Genomic DNA, 21,051 nt, shown 5'->3' on the forward strand with positions numbered 1-21,051 from the left:
GCATGACAACACGCTGTACCGTTCCGGCCAAACTGATTCTCAGCGGTGAACACGCAGTACTCTACGGTGTGCCCGCTCTCAGCCTGGCGATCGATCTGCCTACACGCTGTACCATCGAACACCTGCCGACAACGGATGCCCAAACTACTCCGCTTTCCTTCACGGCCAATCTCACAGATTTCGCCCAATCCAAAACGCTTTCCGCGGAGCAATGGCTAACGCGTGTTGACGAGATTAAACATCGTTTCAAGCTGTTTAAACAGGGAAAGCTATCCATCGATCAGGTTTTAAAAACGCCTTTTGACCTTATCTGGGTCACTTTGGATGCGTTTTATCAACACCACCACCTGGCCTCTGGCACCTGGAAGATTCATATTGAATCCGATTCTTTGATCGGACGGGGCCTGGGGAGCTCTGCGGCGGTCATCGTCAGCTTGCTTTCAGCTCTTAAAACACAGCACGGTCTGGCATTATCCAAACAGCAATTGCTGTCGCTCTCTAAAGAGGTGGAGACTTACCAACACGGCCGTTCCAGCGGAGTGGATCCGGCCACCTTGATCTATGCTGGTCTGCTCAAATATCGCATGGATGCCGAACCGGTACCACTGGCACAGACCTCATCCCTTCCGCTACCAGCTTGGCTGATTGATACCGGCAGACCGCAAAGCGGCACCGGCGAGTGCGTCGAATTCGTAAAACGCTTTACTGACGATGCCAACCTATGGGGATCCTTTGCTCAGGTGGAGGAGCAAATTGAACAGGCCTGGTCAGAAAACAATGCTGCCGGATTAAAAGAAGGCATCCGTATGAATCAACGTTTGTTAAAGCAGGTTGGTGTCGTCCCGAACTCCATCGATGGTTTCATTCAACGCTTGGAAAACGACTATGATGCGGCAGTCAAAGTCTGCGGTGCCGGTGCCATCTATGGTGCCAGTGCCGGCATTCTGCTCTGTTTGAGCGACCAAGATCCGACAGAGCTTTGTCAGCAGAACCACTACCGCTGCTATCGGATTCAGTCTCAAAGCCACGGAGTGCAATGTGAAACCCTCAATTAAAGAACCGTTCGACAACTGGATCAGCCGCGCTCCCGCCAACCTCATGCTGCTCGGCGAACACAGCGTAGTCTACGGCCAACCCGCGTTGGCGTGCAGCGTGGACCGTTTTATTGAAATGGAGTGGCAACGCACGGACGACAGTATCATCTGCATCGATTCCGCTCTTGGGCAATACAGTTTTACCCTCACGGAACTGAAAAACGAGAGTAGCAAACTGGATCACCCCAAGCTACGCTTTGTGCTGCATGCGTTAAAAACCTTTGCCGGCGATCTTGAGCACGGTTTGCAAATTGAGATCCGCAGTGAATTTTCAGATACCATCGGGTTAGGCAGTTCCGCCGCAGTCCTCGCCGCGACGCTGGTCGGGCTAAACCAAATCACCCAACTGAATCATGACCTGGCCGCCCTGTTTGCGCTGGGGCACCAAATTATTCTGCAAATTCAAGGACGTGGTTCCGGCACGGATCTGGCGGCGAGCCTCAACGGCGGTGTGCTGTTTTTCGAACCTCAAAATTCGAACAGGCCTGCTCAATTTCACTCCATCGAACAACATCCGCTTGAACGGATCACGCTGATTTACAGCGGTTACAAGACCTCAACCGCCGAGGTATTGCAGCATGTCGCCGAACATTGGCAGTCACAGCCCGATTTACTGGAGCAACTTTATGCGTTGATGGGCAACACCACACGTCAAGCCATGCAGGCGTTGACTGAAGGGCAGTTCAAGGAGTTTTTTGCACTGTGCAACGTCTATCAAGGATTGATGGATGCTTTGGGGGTTAGCGACGCAACTCTGTCACAACTGGTTTATCAACTGCGCGCCAGAAATAACATTCAGGCCGCCAAAATTTCCGGTTCCGGGCTGGGTGACTGCGTCATCGGTTTCGGCAGCCTGGATACTCACAACGCGCCGAGCTCTCAATCTAATCCTCTTTTAAACGATTACTTACAGCTTGACGTTGGAGTCACGCCTGTTGGCGCCCACTGTGACCCTCTGACGACAAAACGTTCAGCTGACTAACTCATATAAATAATGGCTGCAAAATAACGACTATGAAAGACTTCTCTCAAAGCGCCTCACTTTCGCCACAAGCTTTTGTCAACCAGGTGATTGGTCACCGTAGCGGTGTGAATGCCTTCAGCCAAGCCAAAAGCCGCGGTTTTGGCGAAGCGCCGGTCAATATCGCTTTAAGCAAATACTGGGGAAAACGGGAAACCTCCCTCAACCTGCCGATTAATGGCAGCGTTTCCATCAGCTTACCGGGCCTGGGCACCCAGACAGAACTGGCGCTTTCCGAGGGAAAACACGACCAAATCGTGCTCAACGATCATACGCTTGAACCGCACGCAGCCTTTGCTCAGCGCTTGAGTCGTTTTTTGAACCTGTTTCGCCCGACAGAACACACCATTTTCCAGGTCGACACCCATAACACGGTACCCACGGCGGCCGGACTGGCATCCTCCGCCTCCGGCTACGCCGCCCTAGTACTGGCCCTGGACGACCTGTTCCAATGGCAATTGTCCACAGACAAGCTCTCTTTGCTGGCCCGACTTGGCAGTGGCAGCGCCTGCCGCTCACTCTATCCGGGGTTTGCTATTTGGCACCGCGGTGAGCGCAGTGATGGATTGGACAGCTATGCAGAAGCGATCGACACCACTTGGCCCGATCTGTGTATTGGCTTACTCAAAGTGGATATTGGCGAAAAAGCCGTAGGCTCTACCGTCGGCATGCAGCAAACCGTAGAAACCTGTGAACTCTACCAGGCCTGGCCGGAACAAGCGGAAAACGATCTGAAAAGCATCCAAGCCGCCATTCTTGAGCAGGATTTTGAACGTCTTGGACAAACGGCAGAACACAACGCCATGAGCATGCACGCGACCATGATGGCGACTTGGCCGCCTATCCTATACTGGCAACCGGAATCAGTAGCGGCCATGCAACAGGTTTGGCAACTTCGCCAGCAGGGAGTTGCGGTCTACTTCACCATGGATGCCGGACCGAACCTAAAACTGTTGTTCCTAAAACAAGAAAAGCCTGCAATTATGCAGGCTTTTGGAAAGATTGACGTCATTGAACCGTTTGCAATTTGATCACAAATAGGTTCTTCACTATCGGCTTGGCTACTTCACAATAGAAAGACTGGGCTTTTTGCCGTTTTTGCCGTTTTTCGTCGCCTTAGCGGTTTTGTCTGACGAAGAAGCGTCGCCCTCGGATGCCTTCTCCGCCGATTTGACCGCACTTAGGGTCGTGGCTCGAGAGGTCTCATGCTCACCTTCGATCTCATCGGGATAAGGCTCTGGAGGAAATGGCATCCCTTGACCGTTTTCACGCGCAAAAATCGCCAATACGGCTTCAGGTGGAAAACCGACTTCCTGCTCAATGCCCTGGAAACGGGCCTTGAATGAAAACCAATCATTATGCATCTGCAGGCCCACCACGGCCGAAGGCGAGACATTCAGCACAATCACGCCGTCCTGGGCGAACTGCTGCGGCACACGAATCCCCGGATAATTAGCATCCACCTGAACGTGCGGAGTCCATTCATTGTCCACCATCCACTCGTACATTGCGCGGATAATATAAGGACGATTGGAAATCATCAGATGACATCCCTCATATCCAACTCGTCGTCCGACAAGCTTTCGGAGAACATCTCTCTCTGCATCACTTTCTCGGCGTAATCCAGAATCGGCTTGGCTGATTTTGGCAAATCAATGCCCAATGACGGCAAACGCCATAGCAGCACCGCCATGCTGATATCCACCAAAGAATATTCATCGCTCATAAAGTACGGCTTGTGCTCAAACACAGGAATCAGTTGAATCAAACGCTCCAGCAAGTCACGGCGTGCTTTCTTAACGGCCTCTTCATCTTCGCTTTTGGTCACCGTCTCCACCAGCGGATACCACTCACGTTCAATTTGACGCAGCATTTGACGCGCACGGGCTTTGGAAATCGGGTCTACAGACATCAATGGGGGATGCGGGAAACGCTCATCTAAATATTCAATAATGACTTGCGGATCGTACAAGACCAGATCGCGATCCACTAGGGTTGGCAAAGTACCATAAGGATTCAACTCCAACAAATCTTCCGGAAGATTATCTTCTTCAACCGAAACAACTTCCAAAGGAATATCTTTCTCTTTGGCTACCAAACGCACGCGGTGCGAACTTGGGCTTTTAGGATCAGAAAACAGCACCATTACAGAACGTTTGGTAATTGGAATATCGGTCATGCAAGCACTCCTATGCAAAGCAAAAATTAGACAAAACAGTTCTTACTAGTATACACCCCTTGTCAAGTCCCTGATTTAGCCGAAAAAATCGCAACAGCTGATTCCGCATCATGATTTTGCTTTATCCCTAAATCCCCCCCTGTTTCTCCTCAATCCATCCGGAATGATTTGGCATTGATCGCAAATAAAGAACACTGTATTTCAGGATTGGAGGTTTTTCCCTATCGAAAAATTCAATAAAGTTTGCACTACTACACTCCAACGATAGGAAAACACCATGACAACACAGACCGATCACGCTTATACACTGCTTCGCATTGACGCCAGTGCACAAGCAAACGATGCATCACAATCCAAAAAGCTGGCCGACCGTTTTCAACAGGCCTGGTTAAAACAACATCCCGAAGGGCAAGTCATTCATCACAACCTGGCCGACATGTCCCTGAAACATATCAACTCGGACTTTATCGGCGCCATGTACACCCCCGAAGCACAACGCAATGATGCACAAAAACAGATCTTGGCCGAATCGGATCAGTGGGTAGCAGAACTGAAAAACGCCGATGCTCTGGTGATCAGTACACCGATGTATAACTTTTCCATTCCCTCTTATCTGAAAAGCTATCTGGATACGGTGACGCGAGTTGGAGAGACGTTCCGCTATGGTGAAAACGGACCAGAAGGATTACTTAATATTCCCAAAGTGGCAGTGATCATGACTTCAGGTGGTGACTACACCCAGCCACCCTTGGATGCGATGAACTTTGTCACCCCTTATCTGCAAACGGTCTTGAGCTTCAACGGCCTGGATAACGCCATAATGATTGAAGCCCCTGGCATGAATATGGGAGGCGAAAAACAATTGCAGGGACTGAAACACGCCGAAGAGCAGATTGATCAGCTGTTTAACGAACCGTTAAATTCGCGTCAGTCGGCTTAGGCTTGCTGTATGCCGAACGCCATGCCCTGTTGAATATTATTCAAAGCTTGCTGTAACGCGAACAATCGATCTACTCCCAAGGCGACGCCGCTGCAATCGGGCAGCGGTCGCGCCTCTAGCGCCTGCAGCAGATTTTCATCCAAAGGGACACTCGGCAATCCCAACTCGGCGCGCTGTGCCAGAGAGGCTTCAAAGCGCTGACGGTAGGTGTCGGCATCGGCTAACTCATGATAGCCGTTTGCCAACTCCATGCCATTGACAAACACCTCAAAACGCTCGGCCACTTGCGGGTCATCCTCACACAACTGTGCCAAAGCGGCATCACGTGCCGGATAGTGATAAAGCAACGTAATGCCCATCTTGCCCTCGACCAAGCCCAGATTGGGTTCAATCACCTCAGTCAGCACCAGCTGCTCCCATAACGCTTTGTCGTCGGCATCCACGCCGACCACATCCGCTACTTGGTGAGCCTTGAGTACCGCTCGACACGTCTCGGCCGAGGCGGTGAAAATATCTTCAACCCCTGCATAACGCCGAAAAGCGTCCTGATAAGAGATCGACTCCACCGCCAAATCGCCGAGAACGGTTTTCAACAGGCCCGCGACCTCTTCCATCAGATCAAACATGGAAAAACCAATTCGGTACCACTCGAGCATCGTAAATTCGATTTGATGGCGCGGACTCAAGTCCCCGTCCCGGAACACCTTGCCGAGATAAAAAATATCCCCGCTGCCGGCGCACAACAGGCGTTTCATCGGATATTCCGGCGAAGTGTGCAAGTAAAATCGCTGCCGTTGCGCCTCACCGGGAAGGCGCACCTCCGTCGACAGTGCATGCAGATGCACATCCGGCACCCCTGCAGCAGACAGAATCGGCGTATCCACCTCGGTCACACTCCGGGCATAAAAAAACGCCCGCAGCGTTTGCACCAGCTGCGAGCGTTTTTTAAGGCGATCCGCCAATGAATGGGTTGTTAGTCCCGCCTTATTTGGCACGCGACACGTACTCGCCTTTTTCAGTGTTGACGATAACTTTTTCACCGATCTGGACGAACAGTGGAACTTGAACCACCGCGCCCGTTGACAGAGTCGCTGGTTTACCGCCGGTTCCAGCCGTATCGCCTTTCAGCCCAGGATCGGTTTCGGTGACTTCCAACGTCACTTGCTTGGGTGGCGTCACCGAAATCGGCTGACCGTTAAACAACGTCACCGTGCACATATCCTGCTCGATCATCCACTTGCTGACATCGGCGACTGCCGCTTCAGAAGCTTGGTATTGGTCGAAAGTTTCAGGATCCATAAAGTGCCAGAATTCACCGTCATTGTAGAGATATTGCAATTCGGTATCGACGACGTCAGCGGCATCGACTTTCTCACCGGACTTAAAGGTGTTTTCCAATACGCGACCCGTCATCAGGTTGCGGTATTTTACCCGGTTGAACGCCTGGCCTTTTCCTGGCTGAACAATGGTGTTTTCAATAATTGAGCAAGGCTGACCGTCCATTAAGAACTTCAAACCGGCCTTAAATTCGTTGGTGCTGTAAGTTGCCATATCTTTACCTGAGGGTTTACCTTAAAATAATCATTTGCAAATCCAGTTATTTTAACCGAAAACCCCACAAACAGAAAACCAAACCGAAAACACACTGCAAGAACCGCCTAAACGATATCAAATCAGCGCTTAATCATAATGGATACCAAACTCAAGCAACTTTGCCAAACCCTGCAACTCGACCCCGCTTCCCTCGGACTGGTAAAAAGTAACTTTCCATTTAAGGCGCACGCGGATTTTATTGAGCAGATTGAAACCGGCCAGCCAGACGACCCGCTTCTAAAACAGGTTTTACCGATTGAGGCGGAGTCGCAGGTTCATCCTGAGTTTTCGCACGATCCGGTTGGCGACCTGAAGGCCAACCCTACACCGAGCTTAATCCACAAATATCACGGCCGGGTCTTGCTGATGGCCAGTCCGCGCTGTGACATTCATTGCCGCTACTGCTTTCGTCGCCACTTTCCGTATGAAGCCCAGATCAACCAACGCCACTGGGACAGCGCACTGCAAACCATTGCCGCTGATGAAACCATTCATGAAGTGATTTTAAGCGGCGGCGACCCGTTTACCTTGGGGGAAACCGCTTTAGTGACACTGATTGAAAAAATCGAAACCATTAAACATGTCCAAACGTTGCGCATCCATACGCGTACGCCGATCGTGGCACCAAGCAAAGCGCCGATAGACGCCTTTTTAAACTGGGCACAGCAGAGCCGGCTGAATAAAGTAATGGTGGTGCATTGCAACCACCCGCATGAACTCAGCAATAAAACTCAATATTGCCTTAACGCTTACCGTCAGGCCGGATTTCAACTGCTGAATCAGAGTGTGCTGCTCAACGGGGTAAACGATCGTGAAGATATCCTAATCGAATTGAGTCACAAGCTGTTTGCACAAGGGGTTTTGCCCTACTATCTACATCAACTTGACCGGGTTCAAGGAGCGGCACATTTTGAAGTGACGTTGCAACGCGCGCAGGCATTGATGGAAACACTCAGAAAGCAACTGCCAGGTTACCTGGTGCCTAAGCTGGTCCAGGAAATGGCCGGCGAGCCCTACAAAACCCCGCTTTGATATCAACTTTTTTCAACCAGCTGCTAGACAGGCCTATTCCAAACCGTATTTGGCTTTAAAACCGCAATTCCCCTGCGGCAACCAAGCCGGCCCCGTATAGTATTTTTCATACACCGGTTCGAGTATCTTTTCCCGATAATAAGCGTAGTTAAACTTCTGTCCTGTTACCAGATAATAGATCACGCTGGCATCGCCGCTTTTAAGCGGCTTCAATGCCGTTACGTTTAGAGATTCAAAAAACGGTTCGATTTTTTTCAGGTCTTTCTGACTCGTTACAAATAGAGTTAAGTCGGTGCCATCCAGAGCCTTGAAATCGGTCAACTTATCGTCTTCGCGGCCGTATTTGGAGCGACTCATAAACACATGAATATCGTCGTTACCGCAGTAGTAAGCCAAGGTGGATTGACTGCTGTAATCCAAGGTAAACAGCGTCTGTTGCGGCAGTTGCTCGCACACTTGTTCGGTCTGCAGATACAATGCCACCTGATGCTGCTGCGCCGGCGACACCACCCGTTCCACAAACGGCAACAGCCCCAGCAGCACCGCCGCGATCAGCAGCGACGACACCCCGTTAAACACCAGCAAGCCCTTAAGTCTGGCGGATGACAATCCGGCATACAACAGATACAGAATTGGGATGGAAAGCAGCGGCCAGTGCAAGCCGACCGGATTGGAGAGACTCACCACCAACAAGACCAACAATAGCGGCAAGGCAGCATAGAGTACCAGCGGCTGTAGCCAGGCCTGCTCACTTTTAGCAAAGCTGCGATACGCCTTTTCTTTGACCCAGTCATAAACGCCTTTTGGCGACAGCATCGCGATCAACATCGCAATCAAAACCGCGGTATTGGTCAAGTCAATCTCGCTGTCACGGGTGCGCGAAAAGAAGTTAAACAGAACATTGTTCCAGCAGTGCGTCCAGTTAAACCACAGGTTTTCGGCGACAAACGCGAGTACGATCAGCGCCATCACCAATGGGCGCTTCCAGCCGTAACGGCGCGCATAGACCACACTGAAAACCAACAGGCCTGCCAGCATAAAGGCGGCGAAGTACTTGGACAAAAACGCCAAGCCTAAAAATAGTCCGCCCCACAAAACCGGCCACAATGACGAACTGTGCAACGCGCGTGCAAAGAAGTAGAAACCGAGCATGGCGAACAGCGCCAGTACGGTGTCATTGGCATTAATGACAAACATCAAGGAGACCGGCGAAACAAAAAACGCCAGCGCCACGTAGAAAGCGCGTTTGGCGGTGGCATGACCCACGCCCGAATGGTTGTCTTGCGGAACAAAAACCAGCAGGCGATAAAGCAGCCAACTCATCAATACCGAAGCCGCAAAGGCAAAACCTCGGTAGACATAAAGATGATCGCCAAGCTGACTCAAGACGGCATTGACCCAGCCGACAGCCGGCGGATGATCGTAATGCCCCCAAGCGGGATTTTGCCCCCACCAGATAAAGTAGGCCTCGTCTCCGGTCAGCGGAATCCACACCAGCAATGCGACTTTCAAGACAATAAACGCCCCGATCAAACGCTTTTCAAAAACGGACAGGCCTGCCCAAAGTTGAGCCTTGGAAGGAGAGGCTAAGGAAGAATCGGAACGCACCACGATTCCTTAAAAAACCAGAATGTAAGAAACGCTGTTAAGCACAAGTGCACTGACAATGCCCACCGCAATGCCGGCGAGGATTTCCAGTTTGGAATGTCCCATACGTTCCCGCAGAATCGTATGCTCCACCCCCACATGCAGGTTCAGCGCATTGATGCGCTCGGCATGGCGGCCGATTTGACGGCGCAGACTGTTGGCATCCAGCATCACCACAAACGCCACCCCAACGGCAACGCCAAAGGCAGGATGATCCAGACCTTCGCGCAGTGCAACCATCGCCGCGACACTGCTGACAATCGCGCTGTGGTTGCTCGGCATGCCGCCGTAACCGATCAGATCAAACGCCAAACGGCGCTCGCGGATGCAGTTAACCGCAAATTTGGTGACGCCGGTGACCAGCCAGGCAAAAAACGGGGTCAACGCATAGGTTAAATCCATGTTCGCTTTACCTCTCCATCATGCGATTATGCGGCCGCAGGCCACAGGGCCCAGACGGATGCAATCACCCAGCCTAAAACCGTCAGCATCAATTGTTTATCCGCCAACAAGGCATCGGTCGGGGATTCGCCTTCGCCGATAAACTCCACAATGTACCAGTAACGGAACAGACCAAACAGCACAAACGGCACTGTCACCACCAGCTCGGGGCGCGCCGACATCACAAAAAAGCTGTAGAACAACAAGGCGCCGGTGGCGGAAATCTCTGCAAACTTATCGACAATCGACACCGAATACATTTTTAACACCTTGCGCGCGCCATCGCCGCTCTGCATTAACTCCTGGCGGCGTTTAATCGCCGCCAGAAACAGCGCCAAACTCAAGGTGGTGACAAACATCCAGGAAGAGACCGGGACCTCAATCGCCATGGCGCCGGCATACACCCGCAACACAAAGCCGATGGCGATGGTAAAAATATCCAGCACCGGCTGGTGTTTCAAAAAATAAGAGTACGCCAGATTGAGGAGCAGATAGGCGAGAATCACCGCCATCACTTGCGGCTGTAAAAACACCCCGCCGATCAACAGCGCATAAAGCCCTAACAATAATGTCACCGCTTGACCTGGCTTGACTTGACCGCTGGCCAGCGGGCGCTTCAGCGATTTAACCGGGTGCTTACGATCATCCTCAATGTCGCGCAGATCGTTGACAATATAGGTCGCCGACGACGCCAGACTGAACAGCACAAACGCCAGTACCGCCTGTGAAACCGCTTCCCACTGCAAAAACAGACCGGCAAAAATCAACGGCGCGAACACAAAACCGTTTTTAACCCATTGACGCGGTCGCATCAATTTGAAAAGACCGAAAAGCGCCGCGGACGAAACCGATTTATTCGCCGTGTGATCGGTGTTAGAATTCATGACAATTATTGAACCTTGGATAAACCGTGAACAGCCTCGTTCGCAGCGACTCTTTTCATGTATTGCCGCAAAATGCGCAAAGAGCCTGCAAAGAACCATCACTATGAAGATTGCGCTAATTTACACGATTTTTGCGGTCATCGCCACCGCCGCCAACATTCTCAGCCAGGATATCACCCTGCGACTTTACAGCGGTCTGTATACGATCACCCTCTCCATTCTCGTCGGAACTGCGGTCGGCCTGGTGGTAAAGTATGTCCTGGACAAAAAATACATCTTCCAATATCAAACCCAAAACCTGCAACACGACAGCCGCACGTTCATGCTCTATAGCTTGATGGGCGTGTTGACCACGGTCATTTTCTGGGGCTTTGAGTTCGGCTTCGACGCACTGTTTGCCACCAAAGAGATGCGCTACCTCGGCGGCGTCATCGGCTTGGCGATCGGCTACTTTATCAAATACCAGCTCGACAAACGTTTTGTATTTGTCCACAAGGAAGCCACCCCATGACGCCACTCTACAATCAGCTTCCTCAGCAGAGCGTCAGCGGCTGGGGACAGTATCCGAAAATGGAATCGGTACAGATTGCCGTGCACTCCAAACGCAAAATCCGCGAACTGTTTTCAGAGACGAAACGCAACGGCCTCGACCAATATGGCTTGATCACCCGCGGTCTTGGCCGCAGTTACGGTGACAGCGCTTTGGCCGAGCAGATTCTGCACACCGAACACCTCAACCATTTTATGCAATTTGATGCCGACAGCGGCGACTTGACCTGTGCCGCCGGCGTCACCTTGGCGGACATTCTGGACATTTTCGTGCCGCGCGGCTGGTTTCTGCCTGTCACCCCCGGCACCAAATTCGTTACCGTCGGCGGCGCCATTGCCAGCGACGTCCACGGCAAAAACCATCATCTTCACGGCTGCTTCAGCGAGCACGTTTCCTCCTTGAAACTGGTCGTTGCTTCCGGCGAAGTGATGTCCTGTTCACCGCAGGAAAACGCCCCGCTGTTTCATGCCACTTGCGGCGGCATGGGACTGACCGGGGTGATTGTTGAAGCCACCTTGAGGTTGATTCCGATTGCAAGTGCACTGATTGCCGAATCGAGCTATAAAACCGCCAATCTGGAAGAGACGCTGACGCTGTTTGAAGAACACGACAACGCCACCTATTCCGTGGCCTGGATCGACTGTCTGGCCACCGGCAAAAAACTGGGGCGTTCGCTGCTGATGCTGGGCGAGCATGAAAGCCGTGAAGAAGCGGTTAAAGAAGAACAATCTCAGGAATCAGCACTGCAAGCCCACAAAAACGGCAAAATGAACGTGCCCATAAATATGCCGTCGATGCTGCTAAACCGCTACTCCATCCAGGCGTTCAACACCCTCTACTACCACAAGCAGACGCGCACCCATCAAACCCGCAGCGTGCATTACGATCCCTACTTCTATCCGCTGGACGGTCTGCATAACTGGAACCGCCTCTATGGCAAAAACGGCTTTGTGCAATATCAGTTCGTCATTCCAAAGTCGGCAGGCCTGGTCGGTATGAGCCGCATTCTGGAAGCGATTACCCGCTCCAAACGTGGTTCGTTTCTGGCGGTACTCAAAGCCTTCGGCCCGCAAAATCAGAACTATTTGAGCTTCCCGGTGGAAGGCTATACTCTGGCACTCGACTTTAAAATCTCACCAGGCCTGTTTGAATTTCTGGACGAGCTGGACCGCATTGTGCTCGATTGCGGCGGACGCCTCTATTTGACCAAAGACGCTCGCATGTCCGAAGCCACCTTCAAACAGAGTTATCCGCAATGGGAAGTGTTTCAGGAAGTGCGCAGCCAATACGGTGCCGACCGTCTGTTCCGTTCACGGCAATCGCAACGTCTTGGACTGTAGCCTCGGACTGTAAAGAGACGGCCATTCAATAGCAAAGATTTCAGGAACCAATCATGCAAAAAATACTCATCATCGGCGCCACCTCCTCCATTGCCGAAGCGACCTTAAGACTCTATGCCCACCAGGGGGCAGAACTGTATCTGCTCGGGCGTGACGAGGAAAAATTAGAAACCCTAGCCAATGACGCGAAAATCCGCGGGGCCGCCGAAGCGCACTGGGCCAAACTCGACGTCAACGACATCGATCAGCATGCAAGCGTCTTGCAAACGGCTTTTAGCAGCGTCGGCACTTTCGATGTGGTGCTGATTGCCCACGGCACCCTGCCGGATCAACAGGCCTGTCAGGAGTCGATTCATACCACCTTGCGCGAACTCAATACCAACGCCATCAGTACCGTTTCGCTGCTGACCTGGCTGGCCAACCAGATGGAAATTCAAGGTTACGGCACCCTGGCGGTGATTACCAGTGTGGCCGGGGACCGCGGTCGCCAATCCAATTATGTGTACGGGGCCGCCAAAGGGATGGTATCGATTTTCTTGCAGGGGCTGCGCAACCGTTTGGCTTCCAAGGACATTCAGGTGCTGGACATCAAACCCGGTTTTGTCGACACGCCGATGACCGCCGGTTTTAAAAAAGGGCCTTTGTGGGCCAAACCGCAGACCATTGCTCAAAGCATTGTCAAAGCGATCGACAAACAACGCGATACGCTCTACACCCCGTTTTTCTGGCGCTGGATTATGCTGATCATCCGCAATATCCCGGAATTTATCTTTAAAAAAATGAAGCTCTAGTCACACCTGGAAGCTCGCAGAGTTAGTCTGCATCGAATCTGTATCTGCCTTGCAAATACAGTAGAATAAAAACTTTGCTCAAAAACGAATGATTTTTCTATGATTAACCTGATTCTTTGCGGCGGTTCCGGTACTCGTCTGTGGCCGGTCAGCCGAACTCTCCTTCCCAAACAGTTTGTGCCGCTTTTCAACGGCGAATCGCTGTTTCAGAAAACCGTGCAAAGAAACCAGCCGTTCTGCGAGCGCTTTGTGATTGTCTCCAATCAGGAACAATACTTTCTGGCGCTGGATCAGATGCAAGCGCTCAACCTAACGCACACGCCGCAGTTTGTTCTGGAACCGGTCGGACGCAATACCGCACCGGCGATCGCGCTCGCCTGTCTGTCTCTGGATCCCGAAGAACTGGTGTTTGTCACTCCGTCGGATCACCTGATCAAACAGCAGAACGCTTATGAGGCGGCGGTCACAGAAGCTGCCGCGCTGGCCAGACAAAACCAGCTGGTGACCTTCGGCATTCAGCCGGGCTATGCGGAAACCGGCTTTGGCTACATTGAAGCCGATGGCCATGAGGTTCGCTCCTTCAAGGAAAAGCCCTCTCAGGAAACCGCGGAATCCTACCTGCAACAAGGCAATTATTTCTGGAACAGCGGCATGTTCTGCTTTAAGGCCGGCGTCTTTCTGGAGGAGCTGAAAACCCATGCTCCAGAGATGTACGACGCCTGTGTTACCGCCTATGAACAGAGCGAAAAAGGCGATTTCCTGCGCATTCCGCTGGCGGCCATGCTGGCGATTCCGGAAAACAGCATCGACTACGCGGTGATGGAACACAGCGATCAAGTCAAAGTGGTGCCGAGCGACATCGGCTGGAGCGATGTCGGCAGTTTTGAATCCTTGAGCGAAGAACTGCCGACCGACGCCGATGGCAATACCCAAGTCGACAACAGCATTCTGTTGAATGCCCAAAACAACCTGATTATCGGCGACCAGCGTTTGATTGCGCTGCTCGACGTGGAAGACCTGATGGTCATCGACACCGATGACGCGCTGCTGATCGCCCCCAAAGGGTCCGGGCAGAAAATCAAACGGGTAGTGGAAGAGCTTAAAGCCCAAGGCAGCGAACTGCCGATGATTCACCAGACCGCGCACCGTCCGTGGGGCACCTATACGGTGCTGGAATCGGAAGACAAATACAAAATCAAACGCATCGTAGTCAAACCCGGCAAGCGCTTGAGCCTGCAAAAACACCTGCATCGCAGCGAGCATTGGGTGGTGGTTTCCGGCACCGCCACCGTCACCGTGGGCGAAAAAACCCAACTGGTGCGCCCGAACGAGTCGACCTATATTCCGATCGGCGAAGTACACCGCCTGGAAAACAACGGTCAGTTGGACCTGGTATTGATTGAAGCCCAGGTGGGCGAATACACCGGAGAAGACGACATTATCCGTTTTGAAGACAGCTACGGCCGCACTTAATCCCCCTAATTGACCATGACTGAAATCCAGCAAACCTTGCGCGCAACCAGACTCCTTCCCCACCATGCGGCGATCGCTTTGGTGGCCTTGATGACCCTTGTCCACATCGCACTCGCTTTTGTGGCCGAGCTGGGCGGCGATGAGGCGCACTATGCGCTTTACGGCCTCATGCCGGACTGGAGTTATTTTGATCATCCGCCCCTGGTCGGCTGGCTGCAAATCATTCCGATGTGGCTGTTTCCTTCCGACTGGGGTGCGCGCATTGTGCCGATCGGACTCTATGTTGCGCTCAATTGGCTGCTCTACCGGTTAACCCTAAGCCTGTTTCTCGCCTTACCCCTTCGGGCGGCGAGTTCTTCGCCTGCTTCCAACCAGCAAACTGAACAGGCCTGTTCGGTTTGTGACTGGCGCGGTTTCTGGAGTATTGCCCTGCTCAACGGCACCCTGATGTTCCCATTAATGGGCTTTGGCATGCTGCCGGATGACCCTCTTTTAGTCATCGTTCTCGCCCTGGTATGGCTGGTGTGGGAGATGTTAAAAACCGAACAGGCCTCTTTAAAACAGTGGCTGCTGCTCGGAATATTGGTCGGTTTGGCGGCGCTCTCCAAATACACCGCCGTCACCTTGGTGGTTTCTCTACTGGCCGTCTTGATCATCGAAAAACGCTGGCAGTGGCTGACCGATAAGGGACTGTGGCTGGCGGTCTTGGTTGCGCTGCTGGTGATTTCACCACTGATTTACTGGAATGCCATCCATGATTGGGCGTCATTTGTCTACCAACTGAATCACGGCACCCACAACCCAGACTGGCGACTGGAGCGCCTGTTGCGCTCTCAGGCGGCACAGTTTGCGGTGTATCTGCCGCTGCTGTTTCTACTGGGCTGGTGGATGCTGTTTGCCCGCCACAACTACCGCAGCCGACCGCACCGCCTGTTGCTGCTGTTTGCCCTGCCGGTATTTGCCCTGTTTCTGTGGAGCTCGGGACGTGAAGAGAACTTACCGCACTGGCCTTCATTGGCTTGGCTGTTGTTGATCCCACTGGTAGTCGATTGGCTGTGGCAACGCCGTCAACGTCTTATGATCCGCGGCTTGGTCTATTTGCAAATCCTGTTTAGCGTGATTTTAGTCACCCTGCTGCACAGTCTGATGTTCAGCTCCTGGATTGCTTTTGACGATCACAAACATCCGCTACAGGGTGAACTTGGCTGGGAAGCGGCGGCGCAAACCGCTACGGAATTGCAAACTCAACTGACAAATGAGTCAAATCCGGCACAACCTCTGCCGCTGTTTGTCTCCAATTGGAGTTACGCCAGCCATCTGACGTGGTATGTGCGCCCGCAACCTGTGTACGTCACCACCGGCAAGCAGACCCAGTTTGAATTTTGGTTTGGTCGTGCCGCCCCCGGCATGGACGGCCTGCTGGTGGTGCCGCATTACGAGACGGTGCCACCGCAAACCAACAGACCCAATCGTTTTGAGCAGTGCGAACCGGTAAAAACCCTGCCAATCGAATCAAAGCACTCTATAATAGTGAGCTACTATTTTTACCATTGCCGCAATTATTTGCGTTGATCAATATCGCCATTAAGCTTTAAGGTTAATAAGCAGTTAACAAGCATCCACCGGAATTCTATGAAAGTCTCCATCATTGTCCCCACCTATCAGGAAGTTGAAAATCTGCAGCCGCTCAGTGAGATGATTCAAGCCGAGCTCAACGGTCTGGATTATGAAATTCTGATTATGGATGACAACTCCCAGGACGGTTCGATTGAAAAGGTCGCAAAGCTTAGCCTGCTACATCCGATCCGCATTATCACCCGCACGGAAAATCGCGGGCTTTCTCCTGCGGTCATCGACGGTTTCGATGAAGCCCAAGGGGATATTGTGGTGGTAATGGATGCCGATCTGTCGCATCCGGCGAGCGCCATTCCAAAGATGGTGGCACTGCTGGAATCGGGCGAAAGTGATTTTGTGCTTGGCTCACGCTATGTGCCGGGCGGCAGCATTGACGAGAGCTGGACCCTTTGGCGTTATATTAACTCTGCGGTCGCGACCCTGCCGGCCCTGCCGCTGACACGCGTTAAAGACCCGATGTCCGGTTTTTTTGCACTGCGCCGCAAAGACCTGCCATCCAGCCATAAATTGTCGCCTATCGGCTACAAAATCGCTTTGGAAGTCATGGTCAAAGGTGACTTCCAGAAGGTAACCGAAGTACCGATCCACTTTGTCGATCGCGTGTACGGGGAATCCAAACTGACGCTGGGCGAACAGATCAAATATCTGCGCCACCTGCGCCGCCTCTATCAGTACAAGTTCAAAACCAAGGCGGAGTTCTTCCAGTTTGCGTTGGTCGGCAGCAGCGGTTTTATTGTCGACCTACTGGTCTATTTAGTGCTGCAGATGTTCGGCCTGTCACATACCGTGGCGCGAGCAATCTCATTCTGGCCGGCGGCAACCTGGAACTGGATGCTCAACCGAGTCATGACCTTTAACCACCGTGAGAAAACACGCAAAGCGACTCAATGGAGCGCGTTTGTCACCAGTTCACTGCTCGGGTTTTCGGTCAACTACGGGACCTATTACACCCTCACAACCTATGTGCCTTTCTTCCAGGAACATATGATTTTTGCGCTGATCATCGGGGTCTTGATGGGAATGGGCTTTAACTTCACCATTTCCAACCTGTTTATCTTCCGCAAACTGCGCGAAGAGGTGCATGACGAATCCAAGCACTGAATGCAGCAGGCCTGTCCATGGTAAAGAGTATTAATGTACCGGCCGAAAGGCCAGTTGCTGTTGGTTCATCTGCTCGAATGCCTCCAAAAGCGGCTCAAAGGATTGATTTTCTTCCAGTCCGCTGAGAACTTCGTAGATCGCCTCAATCGTAGATAAAGACTGGTCATTCTTCTGCTTACGGATACGATAGGCAGAGGTCCGCTGTGGATGTAATGTCAATCTGGGAAGCGATTGCAGCTCCGGATTGAGCATCATCATTTTATGAGTTTTGCGCCAAGTTCCGTCAAGCAGCAGGATTTTGACCAACGGCCCCTCTTCTCCGGCGCACCTTAATGCTTGCTTCAATTCAACCAGACTCCTAGTTTCCACTGGCTTAGAGGCGGCATGATCTCCAAGTTCGGGATAGAGCAGATAGACTGTACCTTGCTGGAGCCAGTCGTGAAAATCGCCTACGTCGGAAAAGCGTTCCCCTTCCCAGAGGCGGCAGTGTGACAAACTCAGCGTCGCGATTATGGCCGTACCTTTAATCTGCTTGACTTCGCTCGGGTGCTGTAAAATACCAATTTCCACCCGGTTTTCCAGCGGCGTGATAAATGGACAGAGGCAAACTTTTTCAGGGCGACCGCAGCGTTCGCAGACTTTTCTGGACATGATAAGATGAATAATGAAATCAACAAAGAAGCATTACTTTACCAGAAAATCCTGCCCAATAGCGGGACACTAGAATCACGAACAGCCCTCGCTCTGCTCAACCATTTTTTAAAACGTCACCAGCAACCATCTGCGGGACGCGGCGACTTAAACTTTATCGTCAAGGATGGCCCAAACGTGATTGGCTGTGCTCGTCTTCTGCCATTGGCGCATAACACGTCGACCAGATTTGCTGAAAACAATTTTTGGCTACGCGGGGTATTTGTCACTCCGCAGTACCGGCATCAAGGCATTGCCAGCGCCCTTTTACAGTTTATGCATCAACAGCTTGAACAAGCAGATTTATCCGCACACACTATTTACGCTTTCCCCTACGAACACTTGCAAAGCTTTTACCAACCACTTGGTTATGAACTCTGTGAAACAGAAAGGCTGCCTGTATCATTGCGACAACGTTTTGAACAGGCCTGTCAGCAGAATAAAAAATGGCTGTGCATGATGCGACAGACGAGAATAGAGTGAAATGCTTTCCTGAAAAACATGAAGACAAACTGCTGATTAAAGGGGCTTTTCTGCGTCACTGGAGTCAAAGTCATTTAGCGCATCCATGCCGCCTTCTGCTTCGTCCAGAAGGTGTTTGGGAATCTCTTTTTTGGTCTTACCGGCCAGTTCCTTAAGCATTTCCGCCTGACGCACTAGATTACCCGAACCACTCATCATCTGCTTGCGTGCAGTTTGATAGCTGTTGTGTGCAGTATCGATCTGTTTACCGACACGCTCGAAGGTTTCGACAAAACCGACAAACTTATCATGCACATCTGCAGCTCGCTTTATTAACTTGACGGTATTTTCACTCTGACGCTCATAGCGCCAAAGCTGTTCAATGGTTTTTAGAGTTGTAAACAGCGTAGTCGGCGTTACCACGGCCACCCGTTTTTCAAACGCATTTTCAAACACTGACGGATCAGATTCGATCGCCATCAGATAAGCCCCTTCCACGGGCACAAACATCAGGACAAAATCCGGTGCGTTCAGCCGCTCCAAATGTTCGTAGCGTTTGCTTGCCAGGGTATCAATATGGGCTTTGAGACTGTTCAAGTGCTGTTTAAGCGCTTTAGTCCGTGCAGCTTCCGATTCGCTGTTCAATGCTTGCTCGTAATGCAACAGAGAAACTTTGGAATCGATAATAATGTGTTTATGATCGGGTAAGTTGAGAATGACATCCGGGCGCAGACGGCGCCCTTCATCGTCCACAAAAGATTTTTCCCGTTCGAACTCAATCCCTTCGCGCAGACCGGAACGTTCCAGCAGACGCTCCAGAATCAACTCTCCCCAGTTCCCTTGGGTTTTGCTATCGCCTTTCAAAGCTTGAGTTAAATTCTGCGCCTCTTGGGACATTTTGGCATTCAAACTTTGCAGCTGCTTCAACTGTTCAGCCAGACCGGCACGGCCTTCCAGATCCTCTTTATGAACATGTTCTACGCGCTGCTGAAAAGACTCCAGCGCCGCTTTCATCGGCTTCACGACCGATTCCATGTTCTGTCGGCTGTGCTCGTTAAACTGCTGCTGTTTACTGTCAAAAATCTGATTAGCGAGCACTTTGAATTCATTGGCCAACTGTTTTTTGGCCTCCTCAAGCAATTGAATCTTCTCTTCAGCCTTTTGTCTTTCAAGCTCTAAGGTCGCGTTCAATTCAGCATTCGCTTCGCCTAAGCGTTGCTGCTTTTGATTGACAGCTCTCAGCTCATCCTCTTTGTGCTGCAATTGGCTAAGCAGAGTTTCCAGCTGCTTTTCCAGCTGCGCTACGGTTCCTTCTAGGGGTTTGAGTTCAGAAATAAGACGCTGTTGCTCAGCGACTTGAGATTCAAAGAAATCTAATCTGGCAAGCTGTTCGGCTTGAGAAGCATTGTGAACATGACACTGATCCAGTTGCCGTTTCAAACGTTGGGTTTTTAGCACAAAGACTGCAGATAATAACCAACCAAGGGCGATAAGAACCCAAATAAGAAAACTGGATTCGTTCATTTTTTAGGTGTGCTTTCAGATTTAACCGGAGGTGTATTCACTGTTTTGACGTCTTTTAAGGTACGCTCAATCGTCTTTTGGTTCGCTTGCAAAATTTGCTGTTTGGCATCAGCCTTCCGCGTTTTTGCATCCAGCTTATAGGTTTCCACTATTTTATTGCTGCGCGGTAGATAGGTACTGCCAACTGGAACAAAAACCTCACCTCGCGTATCGACTTTGAATTGTGCTCCCTTGGGATTGCTCTGTGGATATTCAATGTTTACATGTTTGGATGGTATCTCATTAAATTTGTCATTAACACGCACCCATTTTTTGCCTTCGGGCGTTTCGATGACGGCAGAGACCGTTAATTTTCTGGGCAAAATAATGCGTTTTTTTGACTTTGTTGCCGAACCACTCTTCTTGACCGGAGGCTCTTCTTTTTCATCTTCAACCTGATTGACCTTTAAACTCTTTAGGTAAGCCAATCGTTCAGCATCGATTTTGGCACGCTGCTCAGGGGTCAACACGACACGGTTTAACTCCTCCTGCTCTTGAGCTTGCGTATAAGGGGAAAACAGACAGCATACACCGATTACGACCAGGCCTGCCCAATGTGTTGGCATATCGTTGAGTGAAAATAAATTCATAATATTTTCCTTCCAAGCCTTTGCG

Annotated in this window: 22 protein-coding genes; 12 read left to right on the forward strand and 10 right to left on the reverse strand. The window is 51.4% G+C overall.

Going from position 1 to position 21,051, the window contains the following annotated elements:
* Positions 1–2: 2 nt before the first annotated feature.
* From QCB44_RS07525 to mvaD, 3 genes are read left to right on the forward strand one after another with little or no spacing between them, the layout of a single operon-like run.
* Positions 3–1,055: a GHMP kinase gene (locus tag QCB44_RS07525; protein WP_279409105.1), complete on the forward strand. Its 1,053-nt coding sequence runs from the start codon at positions 3–5 to the stop codon at positions 1,053–1,055.
* Positions 1,039–2,076, forward strand: a complete 1,038-nt coding sequence (gene mvk, locus QCB44_RS07530; RefSeq protein WP_279409106.1) for a mevalonate kinase — start codon at positions 1,039–1,041, stop codon at positions 2,074–2,076. The genes QCB44_RS07525 and mvk overlap by 17 nt, the downstream gene beginning before the upstream one ends.
* Positions 2,077–2,108: 32 nt before the next feature.
* Positions 2,109–3,146, forward strand: coding sequence for a diphosphomevalonate decarboxylase (gene mvaD, locus QCB44_RS07535; protein WP_279409107.1), 1,038 nt, complete (start codon positions 2,109–2,111; stop codon positions 3,144–3,146).
* A gap of 30 nt (positions 3,147–3,176) precedes the next feature.
* Here mvaD and QCB44_RS07540 read toward each other — a convergent pair whose 3' ends face one another.
* Positions 3,177–3,656 carry a ClpXP protease specificity-enhancing factor gene (locus QCB44_RS07540; protein ID WP_279409110.1) on the reverse strand — a complete coding sequence of 160 codons (480 nt, stop codon included), beginning with the start codon at positions 3,654–3,656 and terminating at the stop codon, positions 3,177–3,179.
* On the reverse strand, positions 3,656–4,294 hold the full coding sequence (locus QCB44_RS07545; protein ID WP_279409111.1) for a glutathione S-transferase N-terminal domain-containing protein: 639 nt from the start codon (positions 4,292–4,294) through the stop codon (positions 3,656–3,658). The genes QCB44_RS07540 and QCB44_RS07545 overlap by 1 nt, the downstream gene beginning before the upstream one ends.
* 277 nt (positions 4,295–4,571) lie before the next feature.
* Here QCB44_RS07545 and QCB44_RS07550 point away from each other — a divergent pair, with 277 nt between their 5' ends.
* A complete protein-coding gene (locus QCB44_RS07550; RefSeq protein ID WP_279409113.1) occupies positions 4,572–5,234 on the forward strand; it encodes an NAD(P)H-dependent oxidoreductase in 663 nt (220 codons plus the stop codon).
* Here QCB44_RS07550 and epmA read toward each other — a convergent pair.
* Together epmA and efp are read right to left on the reverse strand one after the other, a co-directional pair.
* Positions 5,231–6,229, reverse strand: a complete 999-nt coding sequence (epmA, locus tag QCB44_RS07555; protein WP_279409114.1) for an EF-P lysine aminoacylase EpmA — start codon at positions 6,227–6,229, stop codon at positions 5,231–5,233. The two genes, QCB44_RS07550 and epmA, sit on opposite strands and share 4 nt — an antisense overlap.
* Positions 6,219–6,785, reverse strand: a complete 567-nt coding sequence (gene efp, locus QCB44_RS07560) for an elongation factor P (RefSeq protein WP_279409116.1) — start codon at positions 6,783–6,785, stop codon at positions 6,219–6,221. Before efp ends, epmA begins: the two co-directional genes overlap by 11 nt.
* 138 nt (positions 6,786–6,923) lie before the next feature.
* On the opposite strand from efp, the gene epmB reads away from it, so the two are divergent.
* Positions 6,924–7,859: an EF-P beta-lysylation protein EpmB gene (gene epmB / locus QCB44_RS07565; RefSeq protein ID WP_279409117.1), complete on the forward strand. Its 936-nt coding sequence runs from the start codon at positions 6,924–6,926 to the stop codon at positions 7,857–7,859.
* A 33-nt stretch (positions 7,860–7,892) separates the two neighbouring features.
* Here the strand turns inward: epmB and QCB44_RS07570 are convergent, their stop codons facing one another.
* Genes QCB44_RS07570 through QCB44_RS07580 form a run of 3 tightly spaced genes read right to left on the reverse strand, consistent with a single transcriptional unit; the run spans position 7,893 to position 10,831 of the window.
* Complete coding sequence (locus QCB44_RS07570) at positions 7,893–9,467, reverse strand: glycosyltransferase family 39 protein (protein WP_279409118.1); 1,575 nt, start codon at positions 9,465–9,467, stop codon at positions 7,893–7,895.
* A 9-nt stretch (positions 9,468–9,476) separates the two neighbouring features.
* The gene (locus QCB44_RS07575) at positions 9,477–9,908 is read right to left on the reverse strand and encodes a divergent PAP2 family protein (protein ID WP_279409120.1); all 432 of its coding nucleotides are present in this window, start codon (positions 9,906–9,908) and stop codon (positions 9,477–9,479) included.
* 26 nt (positions 9,909–9,934) lie between these two features.
* Positions 9,935–10,831 carry a decaprenyl-phosphate phosphoribosyltransferase gene (locus tag QCB44_RS07580; RefSeq protein WP_279409122.1) on the reverse strand — a complete coding sequence of 299 codons (897 nt, stop codon included), beginning with the start codon at positions 10,829–10,831 and terminating at the stop codon, positions 9,935–9,937.
* Positions 10,832–10,934: 103 nt separating this feature from the next.
* Here QCB44_RS07580 and QCB44_RS07585 point away from each other — a divergent pair, with 103 nt between their 5' ends.
* The 6 genes from QCB44_RS07585 to QCB44_RS07610 all read left to right on the forward strand — a co-directional run bounded on the left by QCB44_RS07585 (position 10,935) and on the right by QCB44_RS07610 (position 17,721).
* Complete coding sequence (locus QCB44_RS07585; protein ID WP_279409123.1) at positions 10,935–11,342, forward strand: GtrA family protein; 408 nt, start codon at positions 10,935–10,937, stop codon at positions 11,340–11,342.
* Positions 11,339–12,721, forward strand: a complete 1,383-nt coding sequence (locus tag QCB44_RS07590) for an FAD-binding oxidoreductase (RefSeq protein WP_279409125.1) — start codon at positions 11,339–11,341, stop codon at positions 12,719–12,721. Before QCB44_RS07585 ends, QCB44_RS07590 begins: the two co-directional genes overlap by 4 nt.
* A 53-nt stretch (positions 12,722–12,774) precedes the next feature.
* The gene (locus QCB44_RS07595) at positions 12,775–13,512 is read left to right on the forward strand and encodes an SDR family oxidoreductase (protein WP_279409126.1); all 738 of its coding nucleotides are present in this window, start codon (positions 12,775–12,777) and stop codon (positions 13,510–13,512) included.
* Positions 13,513–13,611: 99 nt separating this feature from the next.
* On the forward strand, positions 13,612–14,985 hold the full coding sequence (locus QCB44_RS07600; RefSeq protein WP_279409128.1) for a mannose-1-phosphate guanylyltransferase/mannose-6-phosphate isomerase: 1,374 nt from the start codon (positions 13,612–13,614) through the stop codon (positions 14,983–14,985).
* Positions 14,986–15,000: 15 nt separating this feature from the next.
* Entirely contained in the window at positions 15,001–16,557 is a 1,557-nt protein-coding gene (locus QCB44_RS07605; protein ID WP_279409130.1) for a glycosyltransferase family 39 protein, read from the forward strand.
* 60 nt (positions 16,558–16,617) lie between these two features.
* Positions 16,618–17,721 carry a glycosyltransferase family 2 protein gene (locus QCB44_RS07610; RefSeq protein WP_279409133.1) on the forward strand — a complete coding sequence of 368 codons (1,104 nt, stop codon included), beginning with the start codon at positions 16,618–16,620 and terminating at the stop codon, positions 17,719–17,721.
* A 30-nt stretch (positions 17,722–17,751) separates the two neighbouring features.
* Here QCB44_RS07610 and QCB44_RS07615 read toward each other — a convergent pair whose 3' ends face one another.
* Entirely contained in the window at positions 17,752–18,372 is a 621-nt protein-coding gene (locus QCB44_RS07615) for a DTW domain-containing protein (protein WP_279409135.1), read from the reverse strand.
* A 6-nt stretch (positions 18,373–18,378) separates the two neighbouring features.
* On the opposite strand from QCB44_RS07615, the gene QCB44_RS07620 reads away from it, so the two are divergent.
* Complete coding sequence (locus tag QCB44_RS07620) at positions 18,379–18,894, forward strand: GNAT family N-acetyltransferase (RefSeq protein WP_279409137.1); 516 nt, start codon at positions 18,379–18,381, stop codon at positions 18,892–18,894.
* 36 nt (positions 18,895–18,930) lie between these two features.
* Here QCB44_RS07620 and rmuC read toward each other — a convergent pair whose 3' ends face one another.
* Positions 18,931–20,331 carry a DNA recombination protein RmuC gene (gene rmuC / locus QCB44_RS07625; protein ID WP_279409138.1) on the reverse strand — a complete coding sequence of 467 codons (1,401 nt, stop codon included), beginning with the start codon at positions 20,329–20,331 and terminating at the stop codon, positions 18,931–18,933.
* 62 nt (positions 20,332–20,393) lie between these two features.
* Positions 20,394–21,026, reverse strand: coding sequence for a hypothetical protein (locus QCB44_RS07630; RefSeq protein ID WP_279409141.1), 633 nt, complete (start codon positions 21,024–21,026; stop codon positions 20,394–20,396).
* Between the last annotated feature and the right edge of the window lie 25 nt (positions 21,027–21,051).

This window comes from Thiomicrorhabdus sp. zzn3, assembly GCF_029767755.1.
Classification (GTDB): Bacteria; Pseudomonadota; Gammaproteobacteria; order Thiomicrospirales; family Thiomicrospiraceae; genus Thiomicrorhabdus.

Bases quoted from the DNA above. Each gene is read 5' to 3' on its own strand.
- QCB44_RS07525 (WP_279409105.1), top strand. From the start codon at position 3: ATGACAACACGCTGTACCGTTCCGGCCAAACTGATTCTCAGCGGTGAA.
- mvaD (WP_279409107.1), top strand. From the start codon at position 2,109: ATGAAAGACTTCTCTCAAAGCGCCTCACTTTCGCCACAAGCTTTTGTC.
- QCB44_RS07540 (WP_279409110.1), bottom strand. From the start codon at position 3,656: ATGATTTCCAATCGTCCTTATATTATCCGCGCAATGTACGAGTGGATG.
- QCB44_RS07545 (WP_279409111.1), bottom strand. From the start codon at position 4,294: ATGACCGATATTCCAATTACCAAACGTTCTGTAATGGTGCTGTTTTCT.
- QCB44_RS07550 (WP_279409113.1), top strand. From the start codon at position 4,572: ATGACAACACAGACCGATCACGCTTATACACTGCTTCGCATTGACGCC.
- efp (WP_279409116.1), bottom strand. From the start codon at position 6,785: ATGGCAACTTACAGCACCAACGAATTTAAGGCCGGTTTGAAGTTCTTA.
- epmB (WP_279409117.1), top strand. From the start codon at position 6,924: ATGGATACCAAACTCAAGCAACTTTGCCAAACCCTGCAACTCGACCCC.
- QCB44_RS07575 (WP_279409120.1), bottom strand. From the start codon at position 9,908: ATGGATTTAACCTATGCGTTGACCCCGTTTTTTGCCTGGCTGGTCACC.
- QCB44_RS07580 (WP_279409122.1), bottom strand. From the start codon at position 10,831: ATGAATTCTAACACCGATCACACGGCGAATAAATCGGTTTCGTCCGCG.
- QCB44_RS07585 (WP_279409123.1), top strand. From the start codon at position 10,935: ATGAAGATTGCGCTAATTTACACGATTTTTGCGGTCATCGCCACCGCC.
- QCB44_RS07590 (WP_279409125.1), top strand. From the start codon at position 11,339: ATGACGCCACTCTACAATCAGCTTCCTCAGCAGAGCGTCAGCGGCTGG.
- QCB44_RS07595 (WP_279409126.1), top strand. From the start codon at position 12,775: ATGCAAAAAATACTCATCATCGGCGCCACCTCCTCCATTGCCGAAGCG.
- QCB44_RS07600 (WP_279409128.1), top strand. From the start codon at position 13,612: ATGATTAACCTGATTCTTTGCGGCGGTTCCGGTACTCGTCTGTGGCCG.
- QCB44_RS07605 (WP_279409130.1), top strand. From the start codon at position 15,001: ATGACTGAAATCCAGCAAACCTTGCGCGCAACCAGACTCCTTCCCCAC.
- QCB44_RS07610 (WP_279409133.1), top strand. From the start codon at position 16,618: ATGAAAGTCTCCATCATTGTCCCCACCTATCAGGAAGTTGAAAATCTG.
- QCB44_RS07615 (WP_279409135.1), bottom strand. From the start codon at position 18,372: ATGTCCAGAAAAGTCTGCGAACGCTGCGGTCGCCCTGAAAAAGTTTGC.
- QCB44_RS07620 (WP_279409137.1), top strand. From the start codon at position 18,379: ATGAATAATGAAATCAACAAAGAAGCATTACTTTACCAGAAAATCCTG.
- QCB44_RS07630 (WP_279409141.1), bottom strand. From the start codon at position 21,026: ATGAATTTATTTTCACTCAACGATATGCCAACACATTGGGCAGGCCTG.